The organism is Sphingobacterium siyangense (assembly GCF_023277505.1).
Lineage (GTDB): Bacteria > Bacteroidota > Bacteroidia > Sphingobacteriales > Sphingobacteriaceae > Sphingobacterium > Sphingobacterium siyangense.
In genome coordinates, this window is record NZ_CP080574.1 from 5,888,936 (window position 1) to 5,908,719 (window position 19,784).

General features: G+C 42.9%; 10 protein-coding genes. All 10 read right to left on the bottom strand.

What is annotated here, in order from left to right; translation table 11 throughout:
• Positions 1–2: 2 nt before the first annotated feature.
• The 10 genes from K2F45_RS24830 to K2F45_RS24875 all read right to left on the bottom strand — a co-directional run bounded on the left by K2F45_RS24830 (position 3) and on the right by K2F45_RS24875 (position 19,777).
• Positions 3–2,744, bottom strand: coding sequence for an alpha-L-rhamnosidase (locus K2F45_RS24830; protein WP_248932602.1), 2,742 nt, complete (start codon positions 2,742–2,744; stop codon positions 3–5).
• Positions 2,744–5,521, bottom strand: coding sequence for a glycoside hydrolase family 2 protein (locus tag K2F45_RS24835; RefSeq protein ID WP_075994336.1), 2,778 nt, complete (start codon positions 5,519–5,521; stop codon positions 2,744–2,746). The genes K2F45_RS24830 and K2F45_RS24835 overlap by 1 nt, the downstream gene beginning before the upstream one ends.
• Positions 5,522–5,533: 12 nt before the next feature.
• On the bottom strand, positions 5,534–6,967 hold the full coding sequence (locus tag K2F45_RS24840; protein ID WP_075994337.1) for a sialate O-acetylesterase: 1,434 nt from the start codon (positions 6,965–6,967) through the stop codon (positions 5,534–5,536).
• A complete protein-coding gene (locus K2F45_RS24845) occupies positions 6,968–8,800 on the bottom strand; it encodes an exo-alpha-sialidase (protein WP_083663854.1) in 1,833 nt (610 codons plus the stop codon).
• 1 nt (position 8,801) lies between these two features.
• Complete coding sequence (locus K2F45_RS24850) at positions 8,802–9,731, bottom strand: glycoside hydrolase family 43 protein (RefSeq protein ID WP_075994339.1); 930 nt, start codon at positions 9,729–9,731, stop codon at positions 8,802–8,804.
• The gene (locus tag K2F45_RS24855; protein ID WP_248932603.1) at positions 9,731–11,131 is read right to left on the bottom strand and encodes a glycoside hydrolase family 140 protein; all 1,401 of its coding nucleotides are present in this window, start codon (positions 11,129–11,131) and stop codon (positions 9,731–9,733) included. The genes K2F45_RS24850 and K2F45_RS24855 overlap by 1 nt, the downstream gene beginning before the upstream one ends.
• Positions 11,132–11,135: 4 nt before the next feature.
• Positions 11,136–14,252 (bottom strand): DUF6298 domain-containing protein, encoded by a 3,117-nt coding sequence (locus K2F45_RS24860; protein WP_248932604.1) that lies wholly within the window; start codon positions 14,250–14,252, stop codon positions 11,136–11,138.
• 8 nt (positions 14,253–14,260) lie between these two features.
• Complete coding sequence (locus K2F45_RS24865) at positions 14,261–15,889, bottom strand: polysaccharide lyase (RefSeq protein ID WP_248932605.1); 1,629 nt, start codon at positions 15,887–15,889, stop codon at positions 14,261–14,263.
• Positions 15,890–16,001: 112 nt separating this feature from the next.
• Positions 16,002–17,633: a polysaccharide lyase gene (locus K2F45_RS24870; RefSeq protein WP_075994342.1), complete on the bottom strand. Its 1,632-nt coding sequence runs from the start codon at positions 17,631–17,633 to the stop codon at positions 16,002–16,004.
• A gap of 119 nt (positions 17,634–17,752) precedes the next feature.
• A complete protein-coding gene (locus K2F45_RS24875; RefSeq protein WP_248932606.1) occupies positions 17,753–19,777 on the bottom strand; it encodes a RagB/SusD family nutrient uptake outer membrane protein in 2,025 nt (674 codons plus the stop codon).
• Positions 19,778–19,784 lie beyond the last annotated feature (7 nt).

A 19,784-nucleotide genomic window follows, 5' to 3' on the forward strand; every position in this document is an offset into this window, starting at 1 on the left:
TGTTATAATTTAATGCTGAACTGGTAATCTCCGGATCCGATCATGAACCAAGTGCCTAATTTTTCCTGTCGTAGGATCTGAATATCTTTATCGTTTTTTAATTTTCGGTTGCTTTCCAGGATAGATGACCGTACTGTTGTGGGCAGATAGATCTCTGCTTTGGTATTGGCCGGAATAGAAATCTTCCATTCAAAAGCCGATTTGCTTTTGCTCCAATTGGATTGAATGGTTCCATAAACACTTTTGTAGCTTGCATCCACATGATCCAACCCTGCTACGACCTGCGGTTTCATGACAACAGTCTGAAAGGCATGCTCCTTTGATTTGATACCCGCTAAATCCTCATAGAGCCATACCAAGAGATCGCCCAACATCATCACATGATTTTGTGAATTCATCTTGGGATGGGCTGTATTGCCATTCCATAGTTCCCAAATTGTTGTGGCCCCATTTTCGACCATATAACCCCAGGAAGGATAGGTCTTATTGGTTGCAATCTTATAGGCAAGATCTGCTCGTCCGATTTCGGTGAGCGCACGCATAATCCATTGTGTTCCGATAAGTCCTGTACTCAGATGCCCCCGATTTTCTATTTCGACAATCTCCACAATCCGCTTACTGAGCTTTTCTTTGTTTGTATCTTCGACTAAGCCAAAAGATAGCGCCAATAAATTATCAGTCAATGAATTGCTACCATAATATCCTGCATCGTGATAGAAAGCGGCATTAAATGCGACTCTCATCTTCGCTGCACGATCCAAAAAGTTAGCTTGATCCTGTCCGTTGCCGACGAGGACACTAAAGCGGGCCATGGTCTGTAGCAAATGATAGTAATAAGATGTCGCGATCAATGCGCTTGGATATTTTTTATCGGCAATCTTACCTCTGCCGGCTTCAATGGTTACCGGTGGGAAACACCAATCTCCATAACTGTCCTTGGTAATGATACCGCCCGGGCCTGTATAACGGGCCTGCATATAATCCATCCATTTTTTCATGGCCGGATAATGTTTTTCCAAAATGCGTAGATCTCCGGTCTGCTGATAGAGCATATCGGCGATAAATAGATAAGTTCCTGGCCAGCTGATATTATCACTATAGTAGCGCCAGAAAACTGGTGCAACATCCGGTAACGCGCCATCCTCCTTTTGGGACAGCCGAATATCTTCGAGCCATTTATGATAAAAATTGGCGTTATCAAAGAGGAAGTTCTCACCGTATGCACTGACTGGACGGTCACCCAACCAGGGCTGACGCTCATTGCGTTGAGGACAATCTACCGGAATACCTTTGTAATTGGAAGCGATACCCCACCATGCATTCTGATGAATCTGATTGATGAGTGTGTTGGAAGACACAAAGGTTCCTGCATCGGGTATATCGTCGTAGACAAAACGGCCAACAAAATTACTTTTTGAAGCTACACCCGGATAGCCGCTGACTTCGACATAACGAAATCCATGATAAGTAAATCGCGGCTCCCAGGTTTCCTTTCCGCCACCTTTTAATATATAATGGTCCGTTGCTTTCGCGTCACGCAGATTGGTCGTAAATAATTCGCCGTCTTCGGTCAAAGATTCTGCAAAACGGAATGTCACTGCTGTTCCACGCGTACCGGACACCGTCATCTTTACCCAACCCGAGAAATTCTGTCCGAAATCAAGGATGTATTTTCCTTCAGACTTTTTGACGATCGAAACCGGTGCAATATCTCGCATCACCTTCATACCTTCCGACTGCGCTTCATAATTGCCACCGGGCTCCTGCACAAAAGCAGCCTTTAACCATGTTTTATCGTCATAATCCGGATTTGCCCAACCCGTTAGTTCTTTTCTGGCATCATAATTCTCACCGTCATATTCGTTATTTGCCGTTATGGGTCCTTCGGTCGTTCCTTTCCACGAATCATCGGTCTTAATGACCTCTGTTGAACCATCCGTATAAGTCAGCATAAGCTGCATCTGCATTTTTGGGAATCCAAAAGTTTTCACTTTATAGGGCTTTGCTTGACGCATGGCATAAAACCGTCCATTTCCCAAAATGACACCAAGCGCATGTTTACCCTGCGAAAGTGATTTTGTTACATCCAAAACATTATATTTAATGTTCTTGGTATAATCCGTAGACACTGGAGCCAGTACTTGATCCCCTATCTTCTTGCCGTCGATATATAACTCATAAAGTCCGAGCCCCATCACATAGGCTGTAGCCTGCTTAATCTGCTTGGTTGTTATAAATTCCTTTCTGAAATAACGGGCAGCCAATTGACCAGTCTTTTCATTGTCTGTCGGGAAGTACTGATCAAAACCAATCCAGCGTCCTGTCCAATCCTTGTAATGCAGCAGTCCCATGGTCCAACCCGCCGGCTCAGACCAGCTACTTTCACCCTTATTCGTATACACTTTTACTTTCCAGAACACTCCCATGCGGCTCCGCAGAGCGCTGCCTGCATAAATAACATGCGTAGAATTATTCGAAAGCTGTTTCCCAGAATCCCAAAAATCGCCGATATTCTGATCCAGTTTTTCTTGTGAAGAAGCAACCAAAACCCGATAGGCTTCTTGTCGGATAGACCGCCCGCTGCCCTGCAATTGCCAGCTCAGTCTTGGAGCAATGGCATCTATACCGATCGGATTCGAACGTAATTCAGTCCGCAGGTTTGCAACAGTGATCTGCGCTGTAGCTTGATGCCACAAGATCGACAAGAAGACCATTACAGTAGATATGACAGTTCCTGCTTTCATTAGTTTTCAAAATCAAAATAGAGGACCATATGCAGCGCCCGGCTCGGTTCCTTCTCAAAATCGTAGTAAACGTGCTTCATGCCCATAGGCCCGGTCGTTTCTGGCTTTTGTGTTTTCGTGCCGATGGCTGAAATACCATTCATAAAAGAAATATCGCCTTTCGGAAAAGTAGGTTCCATGTTTTTCCATTCGGTATCTTGCTGTCCTTTTGGCGTATATAAACGCAGAAACACATCCTCCCGATCGGTAAACACGCGGAAACTTTGATCCTTTCCGATAAATTTGGTCCAATACATATTGGCATGGTACCCTTTAAATTCGGGATATTCGAATGGCGATTCGCCCGTTGCGGTATTATTGTACTTCTTTTTCCAAACGCCAAACTGATTCCCTTTCATCCGATTTTTCCAAACCCGATAAGGGCCCATTCCCCGATACTCAACACCTTCGATTTGATCTTCTGGAAAATCGAAATTCACTCCAACAAAACGTGTAAAATAACTTTCAGGAAAATATTGAACATGCATTTTCAACTGTCCCGAAGCAAGGATTTCCCAACGCAAGGTATTATAACTATCTTTTTTATCAAAAGTAGATGCGATAATCACTTTCCCTTCCTCACGGCCCAATTTGAAATTCTTATAATTTGTCGCCGCTTCCTGCAAAACCGGTCCGTTTTTGAAAGGAATTATTCCTTTGGCATTTTGAACCTGCTCCAGCAATCCGCTTCTCTTATTGATTTGAAAGCGAATGCCATTCGCTTTCACCAGATAGGCATTCGCGGTCTCCTGTACGGCAATCTCCCCTGTTCCATTTGGTTTCAGAAGGCTACTTGCCACCTGATTCGGCAATGTAATCGGAAAGCTCCAGGTAAAGAGTTCCTGTTGATGCACATCCTTTGCGGTAAGATATAAGACATCAAAGTCCTCCCAACCCGTAGGGAAATCAACTTTTAAAATCCCTTTATCACCGGGGCGGATATTGGGAGCGACAATCGTTCCGCTTTTTGTTGCTTTCACTTCATCATAGCCGCCTAACTTTTTGAGTTCGTACGAAAATGTACACTGATTAGTATTGGTAAAAGAATATCTATTTTCAATATGGAACGAACCATCAAATCCTTTTGTCATTTCTCGTTTTTCAAAGAAGATAGGACTCCAAACTTCTTTTATGGTAAAGAAGCTTCCTTCCTTTTCGCCATGTGGACCAATAATACCATCCGAACCGCGATTTCCATCAGTATCTATAATACCGCCTTTATCTGTCCTAACGATCCCCTGATCGCGAAAATCCCAAAGAAAACCACCCGCAGCAAGGGGATTGGCAAGCATCGCTTTCCAATAATCTTCCAATCCAGCACCATGCCCGCCATCGTACATGCCATGCAAAAACTCCGTCGGCATAATGATATTGTGTCCATGATCATAGGTACCAATACCATAGTTATATTCCCGGTAATGGGTTGTTTCAAAACCATCATGTACGGCCCAAGGATAAATCACGGCACGTTTTTGAATATCCTCCTCTGCGAAGATGGGATCGAAATCCGGATTATGCCCACCTTCATTCCCATTTGCCCAAAAAACAACGGACGGATTATTTTCGGATACCACCATCATCTCCCGCAATAATTTAGTACCGACTTCCTTATCGTAGTGCCCGTGCCAGCCCGCTATCTCGTTCATGACATATAAACCCAATGAATCACAGACAGCCAGAAAATGATTGTCTGGTGGATAATGGGCCATCCGAACAGCGTTCATATTCATTTCCTTCATGAGTTTCACATCGGCAATGCTAACTTCTTTACTCGTCGTCCGTCCGGATTCCGGAACGAACGCATGCCGATTGACACCTTTAAATCGAACCTTTACGCCATTGACATACACGCCATCACGTTCTTTCACTTCTATGGTTCGAAAACCAAATTTTTGCTCCAGCTGGTGCTGTACCTTACTATTTTTCGACAAGGTAAATTGTGCTATATATAAGTTTGGAAATTCAGCAGACCATAATTGCGGAGCTGAAAATTGTCCCTCGAGCCAATTGTTTTTGTCTGACAGCTTTGCTTTCAGCTGTTTTCCAAATTTCTTTCCTTTTGCATCAAGCAGTTGAACCGTAATTTCGTCCGCTTCTCCCACCGTGGCAATTTTAGCCCGGAATGTACCATCGGCTTTTGCATCCAACGAAACACGTTCAATATGATGCAGGGGCAGAGCCTCCAAATAGACCGGTCTAAAAATGCCGCCGAAAATCCAGAAGTCACCTTCCCGTTCCGCCGCATTCACTGACTTGTTTGCCGAATGCTTAGCAACATGGACCTCCAATAGATTTTCTTCGCCAAATTTCAATAGTTTTGTAATATCGTATTTGAAAACATAATATGATCCTTGATGGATAGCGCCAGCCAGCTTACCATTGATCTTGACTTCGGTATCGGTCATCGAACCTTCAAAAACTATCCGAACCTGCTTATCTTTCCAGGCATCGGATACATTAAATCTATATTTATAGTGACCGACCTCTTTGCCTTTATCAGCCTCTTTATTGAAGCCGTAATTATATTTCCCAAAGCCCTGTTGTTCCCAGTTGGAGGGAACTGGTATTTTAGTCCATTTCCCAGCGTTCAAGCCTTCGGTCACATAAAAATCCCATAACACACCATCATCCTTTCCTGTTCCAGAGAGGTATTGGCTCGCTGTTTTTTGGGCAGATACCTGCAATCCCATAGTCCCAAAAAAAAGTAAGGATAACGCTATTTTTGTTTTCAAGTTCATGATCGCTAAAGACTATTTCAATTTAATATGTTGTAATGGATTATTTGTTCTAAAAGGTGCGGCCGGCAGGTCAGCGGTATTCACCAGGTTGGGTTGCGCGACTTCGTCCCATCCGAACCGAACCTGACGGATCTGCTGTACCTGGTCACTTTCAAGTATGACTGTCTGTCCGTTGATAGCAGCCTGTGCTGGATAAAAGATGCCATCCTCACCCGCAACTTCAAATGATGTTAAGAGGTTACCATCAATGGCCTTTAAGCCTTTCGCATGTTTCAATTTTACCCTTGCTTGTTTGCCTTGATATTTTACGATCTTTAGTTCAGGGCCATCGGCTACAATATTTTTATGATAGACATATTTTAAAGCCTTAAGGGCATGACGACGACCGATTTCCCATTTATAACTTGGATGGAGATCGTGTGGATCATCGACCAAATCCGTCGTAATGATACGTGCTGTATGCGGCAATTGTAAAACCAGATCTTGGGCTTCCCGAAATTCCGGCAACACCGTTCTCGGCATACGGACATGATCTTTTTCGTCCAGGGAATAATAAAAAGGTGCGATCTCGGTAAAATAAAACGGTAATTTGGGGTTCTCCCAAAGAGTCCGCCAATTTTCGATCAGCGCCTTCATTTTATAACTATAACTAATATTCTCTTTTAAAAAGGTATTGGATTCACCTTGATACCAAACAAATCCTTTTAAGGTATAAGGCGCTAATGGCTCAATCATCGTATGAAAGAATTTACCGGGATCGCCTTCTTTCTTTTTATCTTTCAGATAAGGTGAACCTGCCCAATATTCTTCAGAGAACCAAGGCTCGATTCTGCTGCCGCTCACAGCTGATGAAATAATGCCTACAGGAACACCTAATTCTTGCTGTAGCGTTTTCCCAAAGAAATAGGCCGGTGCAGAAAATTGACGCAGTGCCGAATCCCGTGCTACAGCCCAGCCCTGATATTGGCCATCCGGCTTGGCCAGAAATTTTCGGCGTACTAAAAAAATTCGGATATTGGGATTGTTTGCTTCTGAAACTTCATTTTTAGGGAAATAGGTACCTCTCAACGGAGCTTTAACTTTCTCAATTTTACGCATTTGGTATTCCATATTCGATTGGCCCGAGCACAACCATACTTCACCGACCACAACATCTTTAAGTTCGATCGTATTGTTTCCCCTGATGGTCAACGTCTGTCCAACCGCATTAGCCGGCATGGCTTTTAGTTCAACTTTCCAACGACCATTTTGATCGGCTTCTGTCGTCTTCAACTGGTTTTGAAAAGCTACGCTTACCTGCTCGCCAGGGCTCGCTGAACCAAAAATCGCGACCGCTTGGTTGCGCTGCAAAACCATGTGATTCGCAAAAATATTCGGCAATATGACATTCGCCTTTGCCGAAAAACCGGCTACCAATAAAGCTATATGTACAATAAACCGTCTCATTTATTTCAGCTTTTGAGCTTTCAACGAAGTAATCTGATAAGTAGCTTCTTTTACCGAAGCTCCCGCATTTTCGACATCAAAGTCCTGATCTGTTTCCGTATCCGCATTGGGAAACCTTCTGACATCGCCCGTACGGAACGACACTTTGCTCACGTTGCTTACGGGTTGGAAAAATAGCTTCATACCTTTGTCCTCGCCATTAATGGCAACTTGATAAGAACGGGTGTTCACATCGAAAGTTAACACAAAGTGGTAAGATTTTCCAACCTCATATTTCGTCAACGAAGCATTTCGGTACCCGGCTTTATTTTTAATAATGCCGTCTTTGTCCATGATAATTCGCGCAGCTGCTAAGCCACTATCATTCACCAATTCGATCTGTAAAGAGCCATGATCATTTTGCTGTGGCGTCACCGTAAATTCAATGGTCCCTTTTTGGGCCGATTGAATCACACGATCTGCCTTCGCATAGTCAAAAGGATCTTTATCACGCAAGACCAACGCTTTTCCTTCAACCTTGGCACTTGCCCACAATGGACTATAGATATTCCAGTTGTTATAGGCTTGTCCTGCATTTTTCGCAAAATCGTCGTTCACGGCCTCATCTACGGTAGATTTGATCGGAACAGGCACAACTGCAGTCCAAATATCTTCCTTGTTCATGCTGTACGTCAACCACATGTTACGATCGGGAACAACACCATTACCTTCGACGATACCACGAACATATTGCGGTCCATAAGACTTATAGTTACCGCCATAACGCATAGTGGTGATCTCCCCGTTAACCAATAACAAATCCGTGTAATTCAATCCATCATTACTGGTCGATACGGCCAACGGCCATCTGAATTCCGATGGGTTATACACTGTTGCATAGCGCCCGTCGGATGTTTTTTGTCCCCAGATTTTTGCATTGCTATTCACAAATCCGGGGGCACGCAACGGTGAATATTGCCAGGTCTTTCCATTGTCCTTGCTCATCGATGTCAATGCATGCTTCCATAAACCGACGACCCTTCCATCATTGAGATGATAAAAGGAAAACGCTTTTACCGGACGTTGCAAAGGAATTAACGGATCGTTTCGGTCGGACTCCTCTACCCATTGTTGCATCATAAGCGGCGTGCCGAGCAACTCGTCACAAGCTTGTACAAATGCCTTGTCCTTACTCTTCTTATAGAACGGATATTTTGCGGTCTTCTCATCGAAAGAGGCATTGAAGTGGATAAAATAGATCGGCCCAAAGCTACCATCTTTGTGGATCTCCCGAACGACACGTCCAAGACCATTTCCATCATTTGGATCGTCCTTTGCATCCAGGGCTACACCGTAATATGCGAGCGTCAGCAGTTTATCATTCTTTGCATGATAAAAGCCCATACGTTGGTGCATGATTGCATATAAATTTTTCCCGGCCTTATCAGTATGTCCTGGCTTGGTAAAACCTTCCGGAACCAGATAAGTCGGGAACAAATCCGTTGGATTAGACCAATTGCGGCCATCTTTTGACGTCAGCAACAAGGTCTTTCCTTCCGCGATATGCTCACCAATAGGATTGCTCAGAAACTGTAAATAATAAGTATCATTCCAATACGCTAAAAAAGGCTGATGGTTATAGGTAAAATTGTGTCCGCCGGCCAATTCAGGAAATTCTCTGTTTGCTCGAAATACCTGGATATTGTGCGTACCCACAGCAGGTGTCAGCTGTCCGTGGTGATAGTCTACATTGGATAATGTCTTTCCTATATACCGTACCGTATCTTGCTGTGCTACCACCTGTTGCACGACAGCAGCCAGCGATAGACTGACTAATACTGATTTGATCGTCATATTATTTCTTTTTGGCTTCATCCCGAAGCAAATTTTTTAAATCTTTATTGGACGCTTTGAAGATCGTTCCATGTTTATGCCCTTCTGGAACGGAAATCTTGTCGTTGATTTTTTCGAAGACCTTAAAATCTTTGGTGGACACAGCCTCATAGCTTTTGCTACCATATGAATCGAAATAGATTAACCATTGATCCTTGACTTTAAGCACCGCAGGCCCCTCACTTAAATACGGCGAGAAAGGCTCAGAGATCTGCTGAAATGGTCCTAATGCATCTTTTGCAAAAGCCACTTTTAGATTCCGGTTGGGCCGCGTATTATCTTTTAGTACCAATACATAATCTTTTTGCGCCTTCTTGACAATGACCGCATCAATGACACTAAATCCGGGATCGCTAAATAATTTGGTTGCCGTAAAAGATTTAAAATCCTTGGTTGTCGTAGAGTACATGCGGTGATTGTTTTTCTCTTCTTCTACGCCTTTTGCGAAGCGATAAGGAATGGTGGAAGCCCAAATAATAATAAACCGGTCTTCTATATCATCATAAAATAACTCTGGCGCCCAAACATTGACAGTGGTTGCTTCTTGTTGCATCACTGGAACGATCTGTTGATTTTCCCAATGGATCAAGTCTTTTGAACGTGCATAGCCGATTCCTTCATTTCCCTGCCAACCAATGGTCCATACCAAATGATAAATACCTTGTTTATCCCGTATCATCGACGGATCGCGCATGATTTTCTGTTTTCCTAATTCCGGTTTCAAATAAACCCCATTAATCGCATTCCAATGGTAGCCATCTTTGCTATACAGATAACGTAAACCTTCATTAGCTGGTTCGCGGAAGGAGGTAAATAGGTAAACATCCCTCTGACATGAAGCCAAGAGAGATGTCACACTAAATAAAACAAACAATTTGACTAAATTCCTCATTAAATGCTATCTAAGATCAACACCCAGTCGTTTCCCTCCTTTTGCCCGCCTTCGGGCACAAAAGTTTGTACACCTTTATTTTCAAACTCTCCGATTACCTTGGTTGATCCATTTCGGGGGTCAAACCAGGATGCTTTTACTTTGTCCCCTTCGATTTTTCCCATATTAATTTTCATTTCCCTCCCATTGTAATTGTAGATAAATGCGTAATTCCCAGTTCTTGTCGCGAGTAAACGATTGTATTTCTCACCATTATCCGCAATTAAAGACTGATCGGGAACACGATCAAAATAATTGTCTCTTGACAGCATAAGCTCCTTCAAAAATCTCATTTGGAACGCACCCGGCGCATTAATTGCCGAACTCCATAGCTCATCCGAACCATACGCCGAGGTGGAATCTTGCTTCCCATGCATCTGCATGACCGAGTTTTGCCCATAGGTATAACCAAATGCACCCGCAAATACAGACCAATAGCCATATCTTCTGACGTCAGCATCTTTCCAGCGCGGTTGGGTGATATCGTGTAATCCCTGTGGGATGCCTTCATAAGAAGGTTCCCCGTCGATCGTTGGTTTAATGGGTTTTATATCCCAGTCGGCTGCCATAAACTTCCAGTTATCCTCGCCATAATGTTTCTGTTCATTCGCGGAAGTGTCCTGAGCGTAGGTACGGTGTCCAGATTGCACCATATTGAAATCCAGCCAGGGTCTATCGTGGAACCAATCCGAAGAAGCCGTTCGTCCTCTAGGATGAAAAGTCATTAAATGGTTATGATCGATGGCTTTTATTGTTTGGCCGATTTTCTCCCACACTTCCATCTTATCTGATCCCTTAATATCACCACCATTTAACCAAATGATATTCGGACGGTCTTTCCACCTTTCCGCAAGAAACGTGGCATATTTTTCTGCTTGCTCAGCTGATACTTTTCCATCCTTCACCGGTGATCCCCAAACCGGGACCAAAGCAACATAGAGTCCCTTTTCAGCAGCCTTATCAATAATGTAATCGACATGATCCCAATAATCATACGCTGTTGCATTATCCGGATTGTTCCCTTCGGTCACAAGCGGTCTGGAAATATCTTTGTTGACAACCGAAGAATCACCATAACTATTTACGGAAGGAACGGTATGCAGGACCATGGCCTGGATGACATTGAAACCTTTTTGTTTCCGATCCTCCAGGTATTGCTCCGCTTCCGCCCGGTTCATCTTGTTGAAAAGCAACCAGCCCGTATCGCCCAACCAAAAGAAGGGACGCCCATCCTCGGTCATCATATATCGGCCATTTTCCGAGATCTTCAAAAGCGTGGACTGGTTGGACTCCTCATTGGACGCACACGAAAAAAGGGCTCCTGCAACTGTAAATAGTATAAGTTTCTTACGAATAGACATGTTGTTATTTCTTATTTAGCCAAATAATTTCTGGCTCTTTTGTATAATTGCTCAAATGAATATGCTTCCCGAGATTGATCTTCTCCGTTTTAATAATCGTTCCGTTTTTCGGATTAATGCGTGTCATTTCAAAACCGCCTTTATAATCGGATAGATCAATATCTTCTGCATCGGATTTTTCCTTATAAATGATCAGACCTTGGCTACCTTTTAGCAACCAAGTGCCATTGATTTCTGTCGCTTTCATCGCTGATGCTGCACGGTAGACATCGTTGTTTCCTATCTTAGGTAGGTTTGCCATAGAGCCACCTGCCATAAAAGATGCCCAAGCCATCGTTGGGTAGTTGTCAGCAAAGTATAACACTGCTTTATCCGGATATTTTGTGCGGTATTCGGATACGGCTTTATAAACGGCCTCCATCGATGTTTTCTTTGGTTTCAACAATCGTGCATGCTGACGCGGCGCCAGATTTTGCCCACCTTGGGGAGCATAGCTCTTTCCATCGGCTTGATAATGCCAGTAGCGGATATCAATGACCTGAATTTCTTTAGCACGTTCTTTATCGGCTAAGATGGCATCTTGTACATCTTTTGTTGCACTCAAACCAATAATTGGATTTTTACCTGTCTCCGCTTTCCATTCTTTGATTACGTCGACCCAAAACTGAACGAAATGTAAGGGTCCCGTATATTCGGCGCTGATCATCTGAATGACTCCCGAGTTATCTTTAAAATTATCCAAGCATTGACGGATATAAGCGCGATGTAACGAACGACGAACAGGGTTATCGATATCGTAGAACTGTTCTGCCATAAAAATTCGTTTATTACCAGCATAAGGAACCGGTTCTGGAAATCCGACATTATTGATATTATTAGCTGCACGCCATGGGAAGTCCGCGTAATGTGCACCAGCTTCGATAATATTATGTTGAAAATAATTTTGATGCAGTAATACCAAACCTTTTTGGTCTGCTAGATCTGCATATTGTTTCAAGCGTCCCCAGTAAAATTTGTTGTACTTTGTCAAATCATACTTAGACAGGCCGTCATAGGCTAACCCCTGACCACTACGCGCAAATGGCAGTTCATAAAACGGAGGCCACACCTCCCCATTGATCCGACGAATACGTTCGTGATCATCACGTCTCCGATCGTACCAAAGTCCGTAATTGTGATCAATGGCGATAATATTATCTTTTTTTAATGAATCCGTCATCTCCTCAAGATCGTCCGTCAGCCCCGTGCCAACATCTCCAGGCACATAGCGCGTGATATGTGGTTTAGCTTTTTCAGCACCATGCGGTCGAGCGCTACCACTCCACCACGGAACATCCGATTTGGCCCCTACGAGTACTTCATCACCACGTACCAACCAACCGTTTACGACACGCATATCGGCTTGTTTTTTTGCTGGGGTAGTCTCTTTATAGCCGATTTGATCGATGGTTTTTACATTTGCGGTCGTATTTAAGGGATAACGATCACCGGCTTCTGCAATAAAGTCTACCAGTTTCGTCATTGGATTTTCAGACTGACGTGTCAGCTCCATGGCAACACTGACGGGCGGACTACTGGATGCTTCGGTCAAAACTGGCAACAGTACTGCGCGTTCATCAGCCGCTAGGCCAATTCTTTCCCGTAACTGTGCATAATACAAGCTTTTGGGCTTGATATATTCATTCGATTGCTCCCAATAGCCATTTCCCTGAAATTGAGACCAAATCCCAAAAGCCCAGTTCTGTGCCGTTGGGGGTTGGAAACACTCCACGAGTCCAGCTGTAGACTGCCAAAACACAGAATTTGCTGCTGACCAGCCCGCTCCTTGGCCATCTTGACCTCGGTTTTTATAGCTTAGCGCCTGCGCATCAATATCTGTATTATCAAAAAGAACCCCCGATGCCCAGCTATCTATCCCGCCACTAAAACTGAAAGGTTCTACTGCCTGGCATTGGACAAAAGCATTTGGCCCTGCAGCCAAATAACCTACTGCGAAATCGTGGTACCCATGTTCGGAATAGAGCCGTTGAAACAAAGTCTGCTGACCCTTTGTAAAAAACGTATATCTTCTTTGCCCACCGATTTCCGAAACCGGATCCCGGGAAATACAATCTTCTACAGTTAATTTTTGAGTACTTGCCAAAGCGTAGACAGCTGATCCTGCAAAATGCCGGAACTGCATGCGCCGAACCCAAACGTTTTCAGCATTTTCAATCGTAATTGCCATCCAGCGATGGTCTTCGTCTTTTGGGTTATTCGCATCGAAAGCAGATTTAAGTTCGATATTTTCGACACCTACATTTTCGACTCTTCCTTTCCAATTATATTGCTCAACAGTCGCTTGGCCATAGCGTCTGTCCAATGCTGTTGTGATTGGTGCATCAATCTCGATACCATTACCTTTCACTGCGACAATCGTTCTATCCCAAGTAACATCGCGTTGCCCGGGTTTCCAACCTAGCGAAGTAATGCCACCACCAAAATGATCAGTACCAAGCTGATTAATCCAATCTTGCGTGGAAGGTCTTGTAATCCTAATTTTATCTCCAGCTTTATAGGAAGCCGCATGATCAATATCCAATACCCGCGCGTTGACAGGGACGTAAGCACTTGTTACGTTTGTCTTTTTTGCAAACGTGATATCGTCTTTTCCGAGAATACGGATGAGTGTTTCTCTTGTTGTTCCTTCACCAATGATGACCGTTCCATTTGTTGTGAAACCACTACCACGCAGAATAACACCTGAGGCACTTATTTTAAGAGAACCGGAAACAGAATAAACTCCCGCTTGTAAAAGCACCACTCCTCGTAATCCATCTTTACCCAACGGTAGCATTGACACATAGTTGATAGCAGCTTGAATACGCTGTGTAGCATCACCTGTTTTTAGAGGAACGACAACAGCAATCTCCCCTGTAGGAATAGCTGCATTTCCCCCTTTGTATCCCGCATAGGAAAAATCAGGAATCTGATTTCCAAGCGAATCTGCATGGTACACAAACTTTGCCTCATCCCATACCAAAGGTGTATACGCTTTCATTTGTTGTGCATGTGCAGTAAAAGCAATACAGGTGAAAGCATATAATCCGATACAAGAAAAAAACTGCATTCTTTTTCTCATGGTTATTTTTATTTTTTGGGTACGACAGCATCTAATGCTACAACCCCATTTAAATAGTTCTCAATATTGGCATAGCCGTTTTTTGCTATTTTTCTCGAATCGCCGGGATCATTGGGATTTAAACCCATGCTCTTTTCCAGATTGTCAGGAATACCGTCATTGTCTGAATCTTGATAAGGTTCCCCCACATAAGTTGGATAACCGCCCACCTGCGCGATATCCGATATAATTCCTTGTTTGTAAGAATCTTCTGGGAGGCGTCGCTTAACATATGGTGATACAAATCCATGTTGCGCTTTCGTTGTATCATAATAAACCTTATTCTCCGACACTTGCTTAATGATCCGTTGATCAACAGCATCCTGTTTAGGCAGAAAAGCACCTACGTTTTTAAGGACATAATTGTAAGCATCTTGAGCGGATAGTGTTGTAACTGGAGCCATTGGAAAAGCTTTATCAACACGGATTTCTTTTTCACGGCCGCCAACATTCGGTAGATCCTCAATCTGGATACCGCCATCCCAGTTATTGTCAGTGACCTTTGGAAAACCTTCTACTACATTTCCATGTGCATATACCTTACCATACTGATCTTTAAATGCTTTATCTCTTCCAGACTCTGGCTTTAAGATACGGTATGCGATCGGTTTATCTTTAGGTGTAATCGGCCCGGGTTTATAGTAATTATTGATAAAGTTGAATAAGGATTTATTGTCTCCGCCATCAGCACTTCGATTCCACCAGTTCCAAATGACATTATTAACAAATCCAAAGTCACCATACATTCCTATGGAAGGATTCCGGCTAATATTTGAAGCCCATAGATTACGCATAAATGTACTATTCAATCCGCCTATTGTACTTCCGAATGCGTGGTTGTAAGCATCCAATGCTTCAGAAAAAATAGAATTCTGGATCGTAATATTTAATGTAGGCAATTTGAGATTTTTGCCTTCGCGGTCGTATACATGCCGGTAGATCGACATATTTTCATCCAGGCCCCAGCTTGCAGATACGTGATCAATCATGATATTACCAACTACATTACCGCCTACAGCATCATCACGACGCGTTACGTCAGTTTCACCGCGACGTAAACGTAAAAAGCGTAAAATGACATCGTGTGTATCAATCAGAAAAGATTCTCCAGCCACACACACTCCATCTCCTGGTGCTGTCTGTCCAGCAATCGTAATATAAGGCGCCTTAACGACAATTGGTTTTTCCAGTCGAATAATACCAGCAACATTAAATACAACAATACGGGCACCACCAGCTTCACAGGCTTCTCTCAACGTTCCCGGTCCACTGTCCGCAAGACTCGTCACAACAAAAACTTTTCCACCTCGGCCACCAGCAGTGTAAGCACCCCCACCTTCAGCCCCAGGAAACGCTTTAATTTTCGCCTGTGGTAAGTCATTAGGTTTGGCTGCCCAAGGAATATAGGGCTTCCCTTCTTTCTTTATAACTTCCTGTGCCTTCACCCACACTTTTTCTAAGCGTATGTTTTCCATATTTTCCCGTTCAGCAGCCAATTTGTTTAGTGAATCTGGAATAACGGGATATTGAGCTAATGCTGCTATTGGGCTTATTAACCCCAAAATTAACATGGTATTTCGCTTAAATAATGATTTCATATGTAAGTAATTAACATAAGCTCGCAAGCTCCGTTTATTTTTTTTGGTTATATAAATACCCAGCTTACTTGATGCTGTGCCTATCTCCTAAACAAGGGTATGCCAGCAGCAATTATTTCGCCGCCAAATTATTCAGATAGATTTCGATATTCGCATAACCTGATGCTGTAATCTTCGCAGAATCGCTAGGATCATTTGGATTAAGTCCCATTTCTTTTTCTACTGCATCCGGAATACCATCATTGTCGGAATCTTTGTAAGGTGTCCCTTTATATACTGGGTATCCGCCCACTTGGGATATGTCAGTAATAATACCGATTTTATACGAATCCTTTGGTAATCTCCGATGTTCAAAATCTTTTTCTGGCAGTTTCACATTGCTTAATAGTTTGACTGGCTTACCGTTTTTAACATCGCCAATAACCCGTGTATCGACAGGATCTCTTTTAGGTAAGGTGGCTCCTGCATGTTCAAGAACAAAACCGTAAGTTTCCTGCGCAGACATTACAGGGAAATTAGCATGAGGAAATGGTTCCTTTGCGCTCATTGCTGCAAAGTAAGGTTGCGCTTCAGCATAAGTCATCGCATCCCCCTTTTTATTTTCCAATTGTACTCCACCATCCCAGTTGTTTGAAGTGATTTTGGCGTTCCCTTCCACAATGTTACCTTTAACATGTGCACGGCCAAATACCACGTAAGACAGTTTACTTCTGCCGGATTCGGGTTTTAAGATCCGGTAACTTACAGGCTGATCCAGTGGGGTCGCTGGACCTGGTTTAAAGTAATTATTCACAATATTATAAGTCGCCTGATAATCACCGCCATCAATTGAGCGATGCACCCAGTTGTAAACAACGTTATTATAGAAATTGAACAAACCATTCCAGCCAATAGATGGGTTACGGGCCGCATTGTTCGCCCAAAGGTTACGCATAAACGTACAATTTTCTCCACCTAAGGTACTACCGAAGGCGTGGTTCCAAGTATCCAGCGCTTCAGAGAAAATAGAATTTTGAATAGTTATATTCACTGTACCTCGTTTTTCCTCTGCTTTTCCCGTGCTGTCATTATACATATGACGGTACATGGACATATTTTCATCCAGTCCCCAACTTGCAGAAACGTGGTCTATCATAATATTTCCCACCGGATTCCCTCCGATCGCATCATCCCGACGACCGACGTATGTTTCACCGCGTCTAAAACGCATATGACGAATCAAAACATCATGTGTATTGATCCAAACGGATTCACCCGCCACGCAGACACCATCACCTGGTGCAGATTGTCCAGCAATAGTCACATATGGAGCCCGAATAATTAATGGCGTTTTCAGACGAATGATACCCGAAACATTAAATACGATAATACGAGGGCCACCTTTCTCACAGGCTTCCCGCAATGAACCAGCACCATTATCTTCCAGGTTGGTCACAACATACACCTTTCCACCACGTCCGCCAAAAGTAAATTTACCACCACCTTCCGCTTCTGGAAAAGCCGGAATAGTCGCTTGTGGTAAATCTGCAGGCCTCCCAGCCCAAGGAATATAAGGCTTACCTTGTTTTGCATATTCTTCTATGACAGGTAGGGCTTTTTGCCAAGCTTCATCAGACTGTTTGGTCGCTTTGCGCATCAGCTCATCTGTATTCTTCTTAACGTCTTCTGGAATTTTGGGATACTGACAAAATGCGATTGATGTAATGAGACTTAACAATGCTGTCAGCGTTATTTTATGTAACATGTTTATCTAGTTAGTAGGATTTATAATTCTTATTTCAAATATATGTCAGATATACATTTATAAAAAACAATGCGTGTCACAATTCACATACATTGCTTTAATATTTTTTACAAATGGAATTATTTTAGCGGATCAAAAGTTCCAGCTCCATTCATGCTATCCCAACCTGTAGTTTGTTGTAAATAAGGTGAAGTAGATAAGGCTGTTTGATTTAATCCGAAAAAGTAATACTCTGGGTACCATTTAAATTTCCATGGAGTATTTGTCGGATCCAAATCATCTTTTTCAGCAATTACAAAATAATTATCGTACAGATAATCCAAATATTGCTCCTGATTTTCAATTCCGTCAGGATAAGTGGCGGGCTGGCGTTCAACTACAGGAACATTTGAACCATTCCGAACTAACGGATCTGAATTACCGGTATATTCCATGCCATTGTTTTTTACCGTAATTAACAAACCTGTTCTTCTTGTTCCATTTAATGGTTTTAAACCAATACGTTGGGCAGTAGGTGAATCCTCTTCAAAAAGCTTCCAACGTCTAAGATCATAAAATCGTTTACCTTCATACGCAAACTCCAATTTGCGTTCATTAATAATCGCCCCAAATAATTTATTGCGATTCCCTGCAACCGTGGCTAAACCATATGATCCATCACCGACCTCAATTCCTGCACGTTTCCGGATTTCAATGATTCCATCTAAACCTTCTTGTAATTTATCGACGCCGATAGCCGATTCTGCTAAATTCAATACTACTTCAGCAAAACGCATTTCCATATAGTCTGTACCACTTTGCTGAAATCCCGCTGCCCCATTCGATGTAGCAGACGCAGCAGGGTTAGATCCCTTTCGAAGATAGATACCACTTGCGTTAGAACCTTTAGTTTCCGTCGAAACGTAGGCTCCTTTACTATTTTTCCAATAATAGGTCCATTGGCGGTAGCTCTCCCCATTTGCATAAGGAAATAAAGCTCCGTTATAAACGAAAGTTCGGGCAAAGCGTGGATCTCTATTTTTATAAAACTTTTTCGCATCATAAGTATATGTAGATGTCGGATCGTCAATATTTTTACCATCTAACATCGGGAAAGCGTCAAATATCTGCTTAGTTGGCGAAATCGATCCTGCACCGGAAAGTTCTCGCGGGCGAATTACTTGCTCCCAGCCGTTATTTTTTACAGCTGTTGAACTGGAAGATGCATTATTAAATCCGTATACAATAACAGCTTCGGGATTATTTACTTCAGTAAACCACATATCACTCCAAGCCTTGCCTCCTACAGTACCTCCGGTTTGAAATAAACCGAAGCCATTTTGCTCCAGTAGCGCTTTTGCTTCCGCATTTGCCGCATAAGCCGCTTCCCAACGATCACGTGAATCATTTGGATTAAATTGCGGACTAGCATAAGTCAAGAGCACGCGTCCTTTTAACGCTGCTGCTGCACCGCTAGTAATCCGCCCCCAGTTGCCGCCATCCCATTTACCTGGCAAGAGGCTTTTGGCTAAATCCAGATCTTTCACAATTTGCGCAATACATTCTGTAGTTGTACTTCTGGGAATTGAATTAGCATCACTATCTCCTACTATCGGATTTTGTGATTCGAGAACTAAAGGTACACCACCATACATCCGAACCAATTGGAAATACTGAAAAGCACGCCAAAAATACATTTGACCTTTTAATTGATTTCGAGTTGCTTCGTCAATCCCTCCCAGATCGATTTTTTCGAGAAAAACATTGATCTCTTTCATTCGCGTCCACACATTATTCCCAATACTAGCACTCATGCGCTGACCAAAATATTTATTTGCATGATTATTAATATAGGAAATCGCATTCCATTGCTTATTGAAATCGGTTTCCCCAGCTAATTCATCTGTGGTTTGTGTAAAAGTATTGTTATACCCTCCGTTATCCGAAGCATCTTGAGTAGCAACAAAAGATTGTGCATTATTCGCTGGCAAGAACAGGCCATAAACATAATCCACATAAGCTGTGGCTAAAATAGGATCTTGAAACAAATCTGTTTCATCAACGGCCCCTAAATCTCTTTTTTCCTCTAGAAAGTTATCTTTACAGGCTTGATTGGTCAGTAACAAACAACAAAGTCCTATATTTAAAATTGTTAATTTTTTCATTGCCTAA